General features: G+C 63.4%; 15 protein-coding genes. 3 read left to right on the plus strand and 12 right to left on the minus strand.

Going from position 1 to position 13,967, the window contains the following annotated elements:
• Positions 1 to 36: 36 nt before the first annotated feature.
• The 4 genes from X756_RS159610 to X756_RS159595 all read right to left on the minus strand — a co-directional run bounded on the left by X756_RS159610 (position 37) and on the right by X756_RS159595 (position 3,365).
• Positions 37 to 1,023, minus strand: coding sequence for a Gfo/Idh/MocA family oxidoreductase (locus X756_RS159610; RefSeq protein WP_023728833.1), 987 nt, complete (start codon positions 1,021 to 1,023; stop codon positions 37 to 39).
• Between the two features lie 78 nt (positions 1,024 to 1,101).
• Complete coding sequence (locus X756_RS159605) at positions 1,102 to 1,677, minus strand: YceI family protein (RefSeq protein ID WP_023728834.1); 576 nt, start codon at positions 1,675 to 1,677, stop codon at positions 1,102 to 1,104.
• A gap of 68 nt (positions 1,678 to 1,745) precedes the next feature.
• The gene (locus X756_RS159600) at positions 1,746 to 2,324 is read right to left on the minus strand and encodes a cytochrome b (RefSeq protein ID WP_023728835.1); all 579 of its coding nucleotides are present in this window, start codon (positions 2,322 to 2,324) and stop codon (positions 1,746 to 1,748) included.
• Between the two features lie 150 nt (positions 2,325 to 2,474).
• Complete coding sequence (locus X756_RS159595; RefSeq protein WP_023728836.1) at positions 2,475 to 3,365, minus strand: LysR family transcriptional regulator; 891 nt, start codon at positions 3,363 to 3,365, stop codon at positions 2,475 to 2,477.
• A gap of 96 nt (positions 3,366 to 3,461) precedes the next feature.
• On the opposite strand from X756_RS159595, the gene X756_RS159590 reads away from it, so the two are divergent.
• Positions 3,462 to 4,457: an aldo/keto reductase gene (locus X756_RS159590; RefSeq protein WP_023703777.1), complete on the plus strand. Its 996-nt coding sequence runs from the start codon at positions 3,462 to 3,464 to the stop codon at positions 4,455 to 4,457.
• A 148-nt stretch (positions 4,458 to 4,605) separates the two neighbouring features.
• Here X756_RS159590 and X756_RS159585 read toward each other — a convergent pair whose 3' ends face one another.
• From X756_RS159585 to infC, 8 genes are all read right to left on the minus strand, one after another.
• Positions 4,606 to 5,208, minus strand: coding sequence for a nucleotidyltransferase family protein (locus tag X756_RS159585; protein WP_023728837.1), 603 nt, complete (start codon positions 5,206 to 5,208; stop codon positions 4,606 to 4,608).
• 160 nt (positions 5,209 to 5,368) lie between these two features.
• Entirely contained in the window at positions 5,369 to 7,777 is a 2,409-nt protein-coding gene (gene pheT, locus X756_RS159580; protein WP_023703775.1) for a phenylalanine--tRNA ligase subunit beta, read from the minus strand.
• A 2-nt stretch (positions 7,778 to 7,779) separates the two neighbouring features.
• Positions 7,780 to 8,226: a GFA family protein gene (locus X756_RS159575; protein ID WP_023714491.1), complete on the minus strand. Its 447-nt coding sequence runs from the start codon at positions 8,224 to 8,226 to the stop codon at positions 7,780 to 7,782.
• On the minus strand, positions 8,223 to 9,320 hold the full coding sequence (gene pheS, locus X756_RS159570) for a phenylalanine--tRNA ligase subunit alpha (protein WP_023696008.1): 1,098 nt from the start codon (positions 9,318 to 9,320) through the stop codon (positions 8,223 to 8,225). The genes X756_RS159575 and pheS overlap by 4 nt, the downstream gene beginning before the upstream one ends.
• A 251-nt stretch (positions 9,321 to 9,571) precedes the next feature.
• Entirely contained in the window at positions 9,572 to 9,973 is a 402-nt protein-coding gene (gene rplT / locus X756_RS159565; RefSeq protein ID WP_023672281.1) for a 50S ribosomal protein L20, read from the minus strand.
• 39 nt (positions 9,974 to 10,012) lie between these two features.
• Positions 10,013 to 10,216, minus strand: a complete 204-nt coding sequence (gene rpmI / locus X756_RS159560; protein ID WP_006201248.1) for a 50S ribosomal protein L35 — start codon at positions 10,214 to 10,216, stop codon at positions 10,013 to 10,015.
• Positions 10,217 to 10,399: 183 nt separating this feature from the next.
• A complete protein-coding gene (locus X756_RS159555; protein ID WP_023681388.1) occupies positions 10,400 to 11,038 on the minus strand; it encodes an isoprenylcysteine carboxylmethyltransferase family protein in 639 nt (212 codons plus the stop codon).
• A 132-nt stretch (positions 11,039 to 11,170) separates the two neighbouring features.
• A complete protein-coding gene (infC, locus tag X756_RS159550) occupies positions 11,171 to 11,707 on the minus strand; it encodes a translation initiation factor IF-3 (RefSeq protein WP_023744911.1) in 537 nt (178 codons plus the stop codon).
• Between the two features lie 268 nt (positions 11,708 to 11,975).
• Between infC and X756_RS159545 the strand changes: the two genes are divergently transcribed.
• Both X756_RS159545 and X756_RS159540 read left to right on the plus strand, forming a co-directional pair.
• Positions 11,976 to 12,746 carry an alpha/beta hydrolase gene (locus X756_RS159545; RefSeq protein WP_023728838.1) on the plus strand — a complete coding sequence of 257 codons (771 nt, stop codon included), beginning with the start codon at positions 11,976 to 11,978 and terminating at the stop codon, positions 12,744 to 12,746.
• A 6-nt stretch (positions 12,747 to 12,752) separates the two neighbouring features.
• On the plus strand, positions 12,753 to 13,895 hold the full coding sequence (locus tag X756_RS159540) for a benzoate/H(+) symporter BenE family transporter (protein WP_023728839.1): 1,143 nt from the start codon (positions 12,753 to 12,755) through the stop codon (positions 13,893 to 13,895).
• The last annotated feature ends 72 nt before the right edge of the window (positions 13,896 to 13,967 follow it).

Below are 13,967 nucleotides of genomic sequence, written 5' to 3' on the forward strand. Positions count from 1 at the left end.
CCTTCTCCCATGAAATTACCGGCTAAGATTGCTGTATCAGACGGCCTCCCAGCCTTCCTTGCCGCCGGCGCGGAAGATGGCGTCGATGACCTTCTGGTTGAGCACGGACTCCTCCAGCGTGAAGACACGCTCCTTGCCACCCTGTGCCGCCCTGGCAAACGTCTCGACCTCGCGCCGGTATTGCTGCGTGCCGGGAAAGCGGAACACCTGCGCCTCCGTATGGTTCTGGTTGTGCAATTCGATGCGGTGATGGTCGTAGAGCCCGGCATTGAACGGCGAGAACACCTCGATGAAACCCTTCTCGCCGTGGAACACCATCACCTGCCGCGCCGCCATCTGCGTCGACAGATAGAAGGACAGTTCGAAATCGCCGAAATCGGCGCGGATCGAGGAATAGATGTCGGTGCCGAATTTCTTGTCGCGCTCGATCGTCGCCTGCACGCGGAGTGGCTCCTTGCCGCTCGAAAACCGCGTCGACACCGTCGGATAGACGCCGATATCAGGCAGCGCGCCGCCGCCGAGATGGAGCTGGTTGCGCATGTTGGTGGGATCGACATTGTAATAGGAGAAGGCGCCCTGCACATGGCGCAGCCGGCCGATGGCGCCATCGGCGATGAGATCGCGCACCTTGATCCATTGCGGGTGGTAGATGACCATGAAGGCCTCGCAGACCAGCACCTTCTTCTGGTCGCGCAGCTTGATCAGCGGTGCGATATTCTTGGCGTCGAGCGCCAGCGGCTTTTCCACCAGCACATGCTTGCCCGCTTCGATGGCCTTGGCCGTCCACTCGACATGCTGCGAGGTCGGCAGCGGGATGTAGACGCCGTCGACGTCTTTCGAAGCCAGCAGCTCCTCATACGAACCAAAGGCATGCCTGGCGCCGAACCGCTCGCCCAGGGCCTCGGCCTTCGACAGGTCGCGGCTGGCGATCGCGGACAAAACGCCATTCTCGGCCTCGACGATTGCCGGCAACAATTGCTCGCGGCCGATCTTGGCCGTCGACAAAACACCCCATCGGAACATCAGGCTTCTCCTATCGATTTACAGGCGAGGAGGTTTGCCCGAAATTGCGGGAAAAGCCAATGCGGATCGCTGGTCCTGCTAGCCTCGCTTGCCCGTCAGCGTCATGTCGAAATCGACGATATTCGAATAGATCGGCGTGCCGACATCCATGCCGTAGCGGGAGCGCAGCACCTTGCCGGTGACGTGGAACGTAATGACGCCACCCTTCAGCCGGCCGAGCTCGGCAGTGAACTTTTCCGCAAACGTCTTGCCGCGCGCCGTCAGCCGGCCGCTGACCAGCGCCGTGGTGTCGCTGGTTCGGGTTACGCTGGTCGAGCGGAACTGGATTTCGGGGCTGTTGGCGACGTCGAACACCGCATCGGAGCGCAGGAAGGCGTCGATGCGGCCCTGGCCGGTGCCGACGCTTTCGGGATAGATGGTGAAGTTGACCGCGGAACGGCCGACATCGCTGTTGTCGATGCGGATGGAGCCCTTGAAGCGGCCAAAGGCGCCGTCGAGGCCGCCGCCACCGACCTTGCCGATGGAGAAGCGAATGCTGGAGCTGGCCCGGTTGACCGTGTAGCTGCCGGCGGCGTCGCCGAGGTCCACAGCGGCGGAGACAGGCATGGCAAGGCAAGCGGCAACAGCCGCCAATCCGAAGATGCGCGCATACATGGGTTTTGTCCTTCTGGGGCAGGCGAAGTGTTGCGCCCTCACTCCAATGAACGAATGCGCGGCGCGCGCTATTCCATGTCCTGATCTGACGAAGGCGTGATCATGCGCGTGAGCACGCTGTCGCGCAGCCAGAAATGATGCCGCAGCGCCGCCAGCGCATGCAGCGCGACCAAGGCAATGCCGACATAGGCGAGATACCAGTGTGCTATCGCCCAGAAGTTTTCCGCCGCATCGGACACGCCGAGCGGCAGGTTCGGCATCACGAACAGGTTGAACGGCATGCTGGGTATCTCCAGCATCGACACCGAAACCAGTGCCCAGCCGGACAGCGGCACCGCGAGCTGGAAGCCATAAAGCGCCAGATGCGCCAGCGGCGCCGTCCGACGCTCCAGGCCTCCGACCGAGGCCGGCAAGGCCGGGGCCGTATTGCCGAGCCGCCAGGCAATGCGCAGGATGAGGAGGCCGAGCAGCAGGAAGCCGAAGGATTTGTGCAGCTGGATCAGCTCGAAGGCGGTGCGCTGGCTGGTCAACCGCACCATGATGAAGCCGAGCATGAACTGGCCGATGAACAGGATGCCGATCAGCCAGTGGAGGACGATCGCCGCCCAGCCGTAGCGGGTTGAGTTGTTGGTGATGAATGCCGGCATGGTTGGTGAACGAATGGCAGCTGGGCTTTCTTCCACCCTCCCCCTTGTGGGGAGGGTCGGCGCGAAGCGACGGGGTGGGGGGTAGCGCCGTACGAAGACTCCCACCCCGATCCGCTACGCGGATCGACCCTCCCCACTAGGGGGAGGTGGCTAACCACCGACCTTGAAGAAATCCACAAACGCCCGCAGCGCCGGGCGCATCTGGCGGCGGCTGGGGTAGTAGACGAAGAAACCGTCGAAGGGCGGACACCAGTCTTCCAGCACGCGGATCAAGCGACCGTCGGCGAGCGGCGCGCGCACATAATCGTCGAAGACGAAGGCGAGCCCAGCGCCGTCGACCGCCGCCTGGGCGATCAGATGGTCTTCGTCGAGGATCAGCGGCCCTTGCGCCGCGATCTCGATCTCTTCGCCATCCTTCTCGAATTCCCAGCGGTAAAGAATGCCGCTGGAAAAACGGAAGCGGATGCAGCGGTGGTCGGCAAGATCGCGCGGATGGCGGGGTCTTGGCATGGTCGCGAAATAGGATGGCGCGCCGACCACGGCGCCGCGAAGGTCCGGTCCGATGCGCACCGCGATCATGTCGCGCTGCAGGCTCTCACCGAGCCGCACGCCGGCATCGAAGCCGCCTTCGACGACGTCGGTGAAGCGATCCTCGATGACGATTTCCAGCACGATGTCAGGATAGGCCGCGGCAAAGCCGCCGAGCCTGGGCGTCAATGCCAGGTGGGCCGCGGTGCGCGGCACGGTCAGCCGCAGGTTCCCGGCCGGCCGGTCGCGCGCCTCGATCGCCGTTTCCAGCGCCAGATCGATCTCGGACAGCGCCGGCCGCAGCCGTTCGAGCAACTGCGCGCCCTCTTCCGTTGGCGCTACGCTGCGGGTGCTGCGCGCCAAAAGCCGCACGCCGAGCCGCGCCTCCAGGCTGGACACGGCATGGCTCACTGCCGAGGGCGCTATGGCCAGTTCGCGCGCCGCGCCACGAAAACTGCCGCATTGGGCGACTGTTGCCAGTACAGCGAGTTGAGAAAGATGCGCTCGGTTCATTGCTCTATTTTATAGAACAGCCCGTGCGAATGACAGCCAATTATCGAACGTAAAGCCAAGCGCTATCTCTCTTTCATCGCAACAAGGAGACGCGCCATGAAAACCCGCAAACTTGGTACTGAACTCGAAGTCTTCCCCGTCGGCCTCGGCTGCATGGGCATGAGCTTCGCCTATGGCGGTCAGGCCGAGGCGGACGCAATCGCCACGCTGCGCCGCGCTGTCGAAATCGGCGTGACGTTTTTCGACACCGCCGAAGTCTATGGTCCCTTTGAGAACGAGATCCTTCTCGGCAAGGCGTTGAAGCCGGTGCGCGACAGGGTGACGATCGCCACCAAATTCGGCTTCAAGATTTCCGAGGAAGGCTCAGGCCTCGAACGTATGGTTGGCGTCGATAGCCGCCCGGAGCACGTCAAGGCAGTGGCGGAAGCCTCGCTGAAACGGCTCGATACCGATGTCATCGACCTCTACTACCAGCACCGCGTCGATCCCGGCGTGCCGATAGAGGACACGGTCGGCGCCATGGCGGAACTGGTGCGCGACGGCAAGGTGCGGGCGCTGGGCCTGTCGGAGGTCAGTGCCACCACCATCCGCCGGGCGCACGCCGTGCATCCGATCGCTGCCGTGCAGAGTGAATATTCGCTCTGGAGCCGCGACCCCGAAGACGAAGTGTTCGATGTCTGCCGCGAACTCGGCATCGGCTTCGTCCCCTACAGCCCGCTCGGTCGCGGCCTGCTCACCGGCACCATCGCCAAGCCCGAGGCCCTCAGCGACGACGACTGGCGCCGGACCTTGCCGCGTTTCCAGGCCGACGCCATGGCCGCTAATGCCAAGGTCGTTGCGACGCTGGAAAAGCTGGCGGTGGAAAAAGGCGTCACCTCGGCCCAGCTGGCGCTGGCCTGGGTGCTGCACCAGGGCGACTTCATCGTGCCGATCCCCGGCGCAAGAAAGATACGCCATCTCGAGCAGAACACGGCGGCGGTCGGGATCGAGCTGAGCGCGGCTGAGGTCGCGGCGATCGGCGATGCGCTGTCGCCGGACAAGGTGGTTGGCAAGCGCTATACGGAGGAGCTGTTGGCGCTGGTGAATGGGTGAGTGCCTTTACCCTCCCCCTTGTGGGGAGGGTCGATCCGCGAAGCGGATCGGGGTGGGGGTCCTCGTGAGGCGCACCCCCACCCCGTCTCTCTGTCTCCGCCTCGCTGCGACAGCGAGCCGACCCTCCCCACAACGGGGAGGGTAAGTCTCACCACGGCACCACCGTAATCTCCGGCCAGCACGCCTTCGCCCTCGCCCCCTTGGCCTCATGCGTGCGCCTGTTATCCATCAGCCGGTTGGGCGTGATGCGAAACGCGAAGAGGTCATCCAGCCCGAACGGCGCCACGACCTCAAGCTGCCCATCGGCATCGTATCGCACCCCGACCGCATGCGTCTTCGAAGCAAAATAGCTCACCGACTCGCTGGAACTCGTATAGCGCGGGCAGGGCTGGCCGAATTTCTGCGGATACCACAGATGCACCCGTGCCTGGTTGCGCACCTCGGCCGGCAGAGCCAGCCCCTCGAAATGCTGCGCGGCTCGACGGATGACCGCGTCCTCGGCCTCGTAGGACAGGTCGCTGTCATCGAAGTAGAAGAGATCGACATCCTTGATGCCGTAGCCCGGCGCCTTGCCGGTCAGGTGGTTCCAGACGCTGTTGTAGAGCGCGCCGGACACCACCAGCCAGTCCGGCAACGCCAGCGTGCGGGCCCGCTCCAGCGCGTCGCTGACGAGCGCATCCGCCAACACCATGGCGAGAAACGCTTCGCGCTGGGCTTCGCACGGCAGACCGGAATAGCGCAGATGGTCCATCGCCCTTTGGAGAGCGATTCGCAACTGCCGGCAATCCTCAGAAGCAATTCCAGGAAAAGTGTGTAGCGGTTTTACTGGGAAAGCGCGCCGCGCTTTCCCTAAGACGCGCTTTCCCTAAGAATTGCGTGAAGTCGAAATACGTAGGGCGGCGTTAGCCGCTCTACGTTCTCAGCATGCCGCCCGTTTGCTTGCCGACATTGTCGACGATGCGCTTGGCCAGCGCCTCGAAATCCTCGTCGGTGAGCGTCTTTTCAACCGGCTGGATAGATACTTCGATGGCAATCGACTTCTTGGCGGTCCCGAGAGATGCCCCCTCGAACACATCGAACACCGAAACGCCGGTGACCAGCTTCTTGTCGGCGGCGAGCGCCGCGCGCACCAGCGCGCCGGCCTCCACCGTCTTGTCGACGACGAAAGCAAAGTCGCGCTTCACCGCCTGGAAGGCGGACAGCTCCAGCTTTGGCTTGGTTTTCGTCGGCTTGGCCTTCGGCTCGGGCACGGCGTCGATATAGACCTCGAAACCGCAGATCGGTCCGGAAACGTCCAACCCCTCCAGCGTCTTCGGGTGGAACTCGCCGAAGGTGCCGAGCACTGTCTTCGGGCCGAGCTTGATCGTGCCGGAGCGGCCGGGATGATACCAGGCCGGACCGCCTGGCTCGATCTGCAGCCTGTCGACCGGCGCGCCGCAGGCTTCCAGCGCTGCAATCGCGTCGGCTTTGGCGTCGAACACGCCGACCGGACCGGAATTGCCGGCCCAACTGCGGCCGGAACCGTCGAGCTTGGCGGTGCCGCGGCGCACACCGGCGGCAACGCGCCGCTGCTGGTCGGGGCCGTCGCCCTCATAGGTACCGGAGACCTCGAACAGCGCGACATCGCCGATGCCCTTGTCGGCATTGCGCTGCGCGGCGACGATCAGGCCGGGCAACAACGAGGGCCGCATATCGGACATGTCGGCTGCAATCGGATTAGCGAGCTTCAGCGCCGTCTGGCCGCCGCCGAACAGTTCGGCGTGTTTGGCCGGGATGAACGACCAGGTGAGAACCTCCAGCATGCCCCGCACGGCGAGCGAGCGCTTGGCAGTGCGGGTGCGAACCTGCAGCGTCGTCAGTATCTTGGAGTTGACCGCGTCATGCGCGCCGAGCGGCTGCGGCGCGATGTTGTCGACGCCGTGGATGCGCATCACTTCCTCGACCAGGTCGGCCTTGCCGTCGACGTCAGGACGCCAGGACGGCACAGCGACATCGACGACGTCGCCCGAGCCTGACGGCTTGAAGCCGAGGCGGGTCAGGATGTCGAGGCTTTCCGCCTTCGGCACCTCGATGCCGGTCAGCCGCTTCACTTCCGAGATCGGGAAGGAAACGATCTTCGGCTTGTAGCCGGCATAGCCGACCACCTCCGTCTCGGTCGGCTCTCCGCCGCAGAACTCCAGCACCAGCTTTGTCGCCAGCTCGACGCCGGGCACAATGAATTCCGGGTCGACGCCACGCTCGAAACGGTAACGGGCATCGGTGATGATGCCGAGCGTACGGCCGGTGCGGGCCGTGGTGATCGGATCCCAAAGAGCGGATTCGATCAGCACGTCCGTGGTGTTCTCGTCGCAGCCGGAATGCTCGCCGCCCATGACACCGGCGATCGATTCGACGCCATTGTCGTCGGCGATCACGCACATCTGCGGCGTCAGCGTGTATTCGCGCCCGTCAAGCGCCAGCACCTTCTCGCCGTCGCGTGCGCGGCGCACGACGAGATTGCCGGCGACCTTCTTGGCATCGAACACATGCAGCGGCCGGCCACGGTCGAAGGTGACGTAGTTGGTGATGTCGACCAGCGCGCTGATCGGGCGCAAGCCGATGGCGATCAGCCTTTGCTGCAGCCATTTCGGCGACGGCCCGTTCTTCACGCCTTTCACCAGGCGCAGCGCGAAACCGGGGCAGAGCTCCGGCGCCTCGATGGTCACCTTGACCGGCGTTTCACCTTTGCCAAGGACCGCTTCGACCGGCGCGGTCTTGAGCCGGCCAAGCCCGCTTGCCGCCAGGTCCCGGGCGACGCCGTAAATGCTGGTCGCATCCGGCCGGTTCGGCGTCAGATTGATCTCGATCACCGGATCGTCGAGATGCGCGTAAGCCGCGAAGCTGGTGCCGACAGGCGCATCGGCCGGCAGGTCGATAATGCCATTGTGCTCATCCGACAGCTCCAGCTCGCGCTCGGAACACATCATGCCATGGCTCTCGACGCCCCGGATCTTGCCGACGGTCAGCGTCACGTCGATACCGGGCACATAGGCGCCGGGCGCGGCGAAGGCGCCGATCAAGCCGGCGCGGGCATTCGGCGCACCGCACACCACCTGGACAGGGGCTGCGCCATTGCCGGTGTCGACGGTCAGCACCCGCAGCCGGTCGGCGTCGGGATGCTGCACCGCCGTCAGCACCTTGGCGATGACGAACGGCTTCAGGCCGGCCTTGTCGTCGACATGCTCGACTTCGAGGCCGATCGAGGTCAGCCTCTCGACGATCTCGTCGAGCGTGGCGTCGGTGTCGAGATGATCCTTGAGCCAGGAAAGGGTGAGTTTCATCACTATGTTCCGTTTTGTCTGTACCCGCCCGGACCTTGTCCATCGGGTCTGGGTACGCTTGTCTTCAAATGGCGCGGCAAGTCGTCGGGCATATGCACGAAGGGCAGCTGCTCGCGCACATAGGCATGGTGCGTCGGCCGGAAATAGGCCGGCATGTCCATGGCGCCCAGCATGAAATAGATGTGGTCTTCCAGCCGCTCGTCGACATAGGCGATAGGCGAGCCGCAAATGCCGCAGAACGAGCGTGTAACCGGGCCGTTCTCGTACATCTTCAGTGCCTTGCCGGTGAAAGCCACCTGCTCGGTCAGAAAGCCGACAAAGGCCGACACCGGCGCACCGCTGGCGCGCCGGCAATCGCCGCAATGGCAATAGCTGATATGGTGCGGTTCGACTGATGCCTCGAACCGTACCGCGCCGCAGCGGCAGCCACCGGCGTGCGGCGCCGTCATGCGGAAAGACCTCCGAACAGCGTCGGCATGTCGAGCGGCCTGAAACCGTAATGCGACAGCCAGCGCACATCGGCGTCGAAGAAGGCGCGCAGGTCCGGCATGCCGTATTTCAGCATGGCGATGCGGTCGATGCCCATGCCCCAGGCAAAGCCCTGATATTCGTCGGGATCGAGCCCGCCGGCGCGCAGCACATTGGGGTGGACCATGCCGCAGCCGAGGATCTCCATCCAGTCGGAGCCTTCGCCGAATCGCACTTCGCCGGGCCGCGAGCGGTCGCACTGGATGTCGACCTCGAGGCTCGGCTCGGTGAACGGGAAGAAGGACGGCCGGAAGCGCATCTTGACCTGCGGCACCTCGAAGAAAGCCTTGCAGAATTCTTCCAGCACCCACTTCATGTTGGCGACATTGGCCGATTTGTCGATCACCAGCCCCTCGACCTGATGGAACATCGGCGAGTGGGTAGCGTCGGAATCCTGCCGGTAGGTCTTGCCGGGAATGACGATGCGGATCGGCGGCTTCTGCTTCTCCATGGTGCGGATCTGTACCGGCGAGGTGTGCGTGCGCAACAGCTTGCGCTCGCCCTTTTCGTCCGGCTGGAAAAAGAAGGTATCGTGCATCTCGCGCGCCGGATGCCCTTCGGGGAAATTCAGCGCGGTGAAATTGTAATAGTCGCTCTCGACATCGGGACCTTCTGCGATGGCAAAGCCGAGATCGCCGAAGATCGCCGCGATCTCGTCGATGACCTGGCTGATCGGATGGATGCGGCCGCGCTCGGCCGGCGATTGCCGCACCGGCAGCGTCACGTCGACCGTCTCGGCGGCAAGGCGCGCCGTGACCGCCACATCCTTCAGCTCGGCCTTGCGTGTCGTCAGCGCTTCGGTGACGCGGTTCTTCAGGCCGTTGATCGCGGGGCCCTTGACCTGGCGCTCCTCGGCGCTCATCGCGCCCAGTGTCTTCAGCAATTCCGAGATCGACCCCTTCTTGCCGAGAGCCGCGACGCGCACGGCTTCGATAGCAGCCTCATCGGCGGCCGACGCGACGTCGGCAAGCAGGGAGTTTTCGAGAGTATCCAAGCCGGTAGCTATGTCGTTCACGGTCAAACTCGCTGTGTTGGGAGTCAACTTTGAGGTGAAAGTCACTTTCAAGTTGAAAGTTCAGCCATAAGAAAAACCCGCGCCAGCCGTGCCAGCGCGGGTTCCCCAATCAGAATTGCGAATGCTGGGAAGCGCTGGGCTCGGAGCCCGATCCCGAAAAGTTGCAGACTTTTCGGAAAGATCGCGCTCCTCGCTAAATTTCCCTGAGCATGATGTTGTCCAAAAAGTCAGCAACTTTTTGGCATCATGCTCTAGGCGACAGCGCTTTCAAAAGCATTCGGGGTGGTGTTCTTCAGATATTCGAGCGCGACCTTGGCCTTGGCCACGAGTGCGGCGAACGCCTGCGGTTCATGGATGGCCATGTCGGACAGGATCTTGCGATCGATCTCGATACCGGACTTGTTGAGGCCGTCGATGAAGCGGCCATAGGTCAGGCCATGCTCGTGCGTCGCGGCGTTGATGCGCTGGATCCACAGCGCGCGGAACGAGCGCTTGCGGTTCTTGCGGTCGCGATACGCATACTGCATCGACTTTTCGACCGCCTGCTTGGCGATGCGAATGGTGTTCTTGCGGCGGCCGTAGAAGCCTTTCGCGGCTTTCAGGACCTTCTTGTGCTTGGCGTGCGAGGTGACGCCTCTTTTTACGCGTGCCATGTCATGATCTCCTTAAACGCTGTTCCTGAAACCGAATGCTCAGAGGCCGTTCGGCAGAAAATTCTTGATGACCTTCTTGCCATCCGGTTCAGCCAGAACCATCGTGCCGCGGGCATTTCGAATGAACTTGTTGGAACGCTTGATCATGCCGTGACGCTTGCCGGCCGCAGCCGACAGGACTTTACCCGTACCTGTGATCTTGAACCGCTTCTTGGCGGCCGATTTGGTCTTCATCTTGGGCATTTTGCTACTCCGTATTGGTGGCGCACAATCGCGCTTCTTGTTCGCTTCGGGCGGACCAAAGCCCGAAAAGCAAATGAAACCGCCACGGCATGCCCTGCCGGGCGGTTTTCTTGGAACGGCGGTCCTATACGTCAAAGCGGGCTGGCGCGCAACACCCGAGCGGCTGCGACGCTCTCTCCGCGATCAGGGCAGCCTAAACAGCACCGGCAGAATGCCCGATTGCTGGGCGCCATCGATGGTCTCGAACACCGGCAACGCCACCAGAAACACCAGCCCGTCGAGCAAGGTGGTCAGCAAGAGGCGCGGCTTGAAGCTGCCGGTGTCGCCTTCCTGGTAGAGCGACAGCTGGGGGAAGAAACGCGGCACCCGCGCCAGATAGGCTGTATAGGGCGCGCCGAGAACCTCCTTGAGATACCGTTCCTCGCGCAGGATGACGATGTGGAAGGCGCCGGCGCACAAAAGCGCAAACAGGACGATGCCGGAGAACGAGCCGATCTGCGCCCCGACGCCGGCGGCGGCAACGGTCGAGAACACGTAGAGAGGATTGCGGGTGATCGAATAGGGGCCGCCGGTGACCACTTCGGAGGATTTGCGCCCGCCGATATAGAGTGTCGACCACAAGCGGCCGACGACGCCAAGGAAGATCAGCAGCACGCCGACCATCTCGATCGTTTCATGCACCGGGGTATCGGGCGGGAAGGTCGACTGGCCGAACAGCAGTGCCGCAAACAGCACCACCACCAGCACCGCAAGCACCATGCGGCGCATGTGCTGGTAGCCGCCCAGCTCCTTGATGGGCGCAGGGTTGATTTCATTGGCCATGTCGGGAATCCGATCGTCGAGAAGCTTTGCCGGCGATCGCGGCGTCTGGACAGGAGAATCGGCGTCCCGCCGATCGCCGGGACGCCATGAGACAGGATTCAGGCGGATTTAGAGCGCAAAGCCCGAACTGATCTAGCGCGGGGCCAGCACCATCATCATCTGGCGGCCTTCCAGCTTCGGCTCGGCTTCGACCTTGGCGATGGTAGCCGTCTCCTCGCGCACCTTGTTCAGGAGCTGCATGCCGAGTTCCATATGCGCCATCTCGCGGCCGCGGAAGCGCAGCGTCAGCTTGACCTTGTCACCTTCCTCGAAGAAGCGCCGCACGGCCTTCATCTTGGTTTCGTAGTCATGGCTGTCGATGTTCGGGCGCATCTTGATCTCCTTGATCTCGATGACCTTCTGGTTCTTGCGCGCCTCGGCCGCCTTCTTCTGGTTGGCGTATTTCAATTTGCCGAGATCGAGAATTTTGACGACAGGCGGCACCGCATTGGGCGAGATCTCGACCAGATCGAGGCCTGCCTCTTCGGCGAGCAGCAATGCGTCGTTGATGGAAATATCGCCGCGGTTCTGGCCATCGGCGTCGATCAGCTGGACCCGGGGAACCCGGATATCACGGTTGGAGCGCGGGCCATCCTTGGTGGGCGCCGCTGCTTTGAAAGGTCTGCGAATGGTCGTGGTCTCCTTGGCCGTTTCGTTCAGGGTTTCAATCTAGACGTTCAGGGTTTCAATCTAGAAATGTTCAGGACGCGCCAATGTGGTGAGCGCGCGGGCGGAGTCAATAGCACAGCGCTGACAGAAAATCACCCTGATCGCAGGCCTGCACCAAACAAAGGATGTCGCGAGCACTTTCCGCCTCGCCTGTGCCTGTGTCAAAAGACCGGCGAGTAAAATCAGGCTCCCACAATCAGGCCCCCAGAACCAGGATTGATCCACAGCCATGACCGCGACCACCCCAACCCTGCTGGATGTCGACGGCATTGATATCGCTGTGCGCCATGCGGCGGGCGCAACGCCCGGCGTCGTCTGGCTCGGCGGCTACAAATCCGACATGCTGGGCACGAAGGCGCAGACGCTGTCGGATTGGGCGGCCAGGGAAGGCCGCGCATATCTGCGCCACGACTATTCCGGCCATGGCGAATCCGGCGGCGCCTTTGCCGACGGCACCATCTCGAAATGGCTTGGCGAGAGCCTCGCCGTCTTCCGGCGTTTCACCGAGGGCAGGCAGGTCCTGGTCGGCTCATCGATGGGCGCCTGGATCGCGCTGCGCATGGTGCAGGAAATGCGCAAGGCGGGCGACAGCAATGTGGTTGGCCTGGTGCTGCTCGCGCCGGCGCCGGATTTCACCGCCGAGCTGGTCGAGCCGGCTCTGACGGAGGAACAGAGGCGCGACCTCCGGGAGAAAGGCTTTTTCGAAGAACCTTCGGACTATTCCGCCGAGCCTTACATCTACACCAGCGCGCTGATCGAGGACGGCAGGGTGAACCGGGTGATGACCGGGCCGATCGATACCCATTGCCCCGTCCACATCCTGCAGGGTCTGGCCGATGCCGATGTGCCGGCAAGCCATGCGCTGAAGCTGGTCTCGCTGCTGCCAGCCGACGACGTCATCTTGTCGCTCATTCCCGACGGCGACCACCGCCTGTCGCGGCCGCAGGATCTCGACATGCTGCTGAGGGCGGTGGGCGACATGGTTCAGCGGGCGGGGTAGGCGAGAATGCGCATTTCCATCCCGATATCCGCCTTTGTCGCGGCAATCGTCGGCTTCGGCGGCACGCTGGCCGTCGTCATTGCCGCCGCCAAGGCGGTTGGCGCCACCCAGGCCGAGACCGCGAGCTGGGTGACGGCAGTGTGCGTGGCGATGGCGATCGAATGCCTGTGGCTGTCCTGGCGCACGAAAATGCCCATCATCACCGCCTGGTCGACACCAGGCCTGGCGCTGATGGCGGCATCGAGCGGCTTTACCATGGCCGATGCGGTCGGCGCCTTCATCGTCACCGGCTTGATGTTGATCGCCACCGGCCTGTTCAAGCCGCTGACCCAGCTTATATCAAGGATACCGACGTCGGTCGCGTCCGGCATGCTGGCCGGCATCGTCGTCACCTTCGCGCTCAATGCCGTCAAGACCATTCCGGTCGACCCCTGGCTGATCCTGCCGCTGATCGCGGCCTTCTTCGTCATTCGCCTGTTCAACCCGGCGCTGTCGGTGCTGGCGGTGCTGATCGGCGGCGGCATCGCCGCATTCCTGACAGGCCGCGTCGGCGGACTGCCGGCGCCGGAACTGTCGACGCTGACGCTGATTGCCCCGCATTTCAGCGCCGCAGCTGTCATCGGCCTGGCGCTGCCGCTCTACCTCGTCACCATGGCGTCGCAGAACCTGTCGGGTCTCGCCGTCTTGCGCGCCGCCGGCTATCACCCCGAACCCGGCCCGCTGATCGGCGTCACCGGCCTGTTCTCGCTGCTGTCGGCGCCGTTTGGCGGCTCGACCACCAATCTGGCCGCGATCTCTGCGGCGATCTGCACCGGGCCGGACGTCCATCCCGACCCGGCCGAGCGCTGGAAGACCGGGCCCTTCTATGCACTTGGCTATCTGATCTTCGCGGTTTTCGGCGCCTCGCTGGTGGCGATCTTCGCCGTCCTGCCGCAGAGCCTGATCGTTCTGGTAGCCGGCCTGGCGCTGATGGGATCGCTCGCCAACGCGCTGTCGATCGCCCTCAAGGACGAGGACCAGCGCATGGCGGCTACTGTCACCTTCGTTGTCACCGCGTCGGGGCTGACTTTGTTCGGCGTTGGCGCCGCCTTCTGGGGCCTGGTCGCCGGCCTGGTTGTGCTTTTCCTCGAAGCGCTCAAAAAGCGATAATCATTTCAGGCTGTTGTCCGGTTTTGGCGGGCGTTGTCTTGAATCGCCGTTTTTCTCATCCCATTTCGAATC

This window comes from Mesorhizobium sp. LNJC405B00 (assembly GCF_000502615.1).
GTDB lineage: Bacteria > Pseudomonadota > Alphaproteobacteria > Rhizobiales > Rhizobiaceae > Mesorhizobium.

Bases quoted from the DNA above. Each gene is read 5' to 3' on its own strand.
- X756_RS159610 (WP_023728833.1), bottom strand. From the start codon at position 1,023: ATGTTCCGATGGGGTGTTTTGTCGACGGCCAAGATCGGCCGCGAGCAA.
- X756_RS159605 (WP_023728834.1), bottom strand. From the start codon at position 1,677: ATGTATGCGCGCATCTTCGGATTGGCGGCTGTTGCCGCTTGCCTTGCC.
- X756_RS159600 (WP_023728835.1), bottom strand. From the start codon at position 2,324: ATGCCGGCATTCATCACCAACAACTCAACCCGCTACGGCTGGGCGGCG.
- X756_RS159595 (WP_023728836.1), bottom strand. From the start codon at position 3,365: ATGAACCGAGCGCATCTTTCTCAACTCGCTGTACTGGCAACAGTCGCC.
- X756_RS159590 (WP_023703777.1), top strand. From the start codon at position 3,462: ATGAAAACCCGCAAACTTGGTACTGAACTCGAAGTCTTCCCCGTCGGC.
- X756_RS159585 (WP_023728837.1), bottom strand. From the start codon at position 5,208: ATGGACCATCTGCGCTATTCCGGTCTGCCGTGCGAAGCCCAGCGCGAA.
- pheT (WP_023703775.1), bottom strand. From the start codon at position 7,777: ATGAAACTCACCCTTTCCTGGCTCAAGGATCATCTCGACACCGACGCC.
- X756_RS159575 (WP_023714491.1), bottom strand. From the start codon at position 8,226: ATGACGGCGCCGCACGCCGGTGGCTGCCGCTGCGGCGCGGTACGGTTC.
- rplT (WP_023672281.1), bottom strand. From the start codon at position 9,973: ATGGCACGCGTAAAAAGAGGCGTCACCTCGCACGCCAAGCACAAGAAG.
- rpmI (WP_006201248.1), bottom strand. From the start codon at position 10,216: ATGCCCAAGATGAAGACCAAATCGGCCGCCAAGAAGCGGTTCAAGATC.
- X756_RS159555 (WP_023681388.1), bottom strand. From the start codon at position 11,038: ATGGCCAATGAAATCAACCCTGCGCCCATCAAGGAGCTGGGCGGCTAC.
- X756_RS159545 (WP_023728838.1), top strand. From the start codon at position 11,976: ATGACCGCGACCACCCCAACCCTGCTGGATGTCGACGGCATTGATATC.
- X756_RS159540 (WP_023728839.1), top strand. From the start codon at position 12,753: ATGCGCATTTCCATCCCGATATCCGCCTTTGTCGCGGCAATCGTCGGC.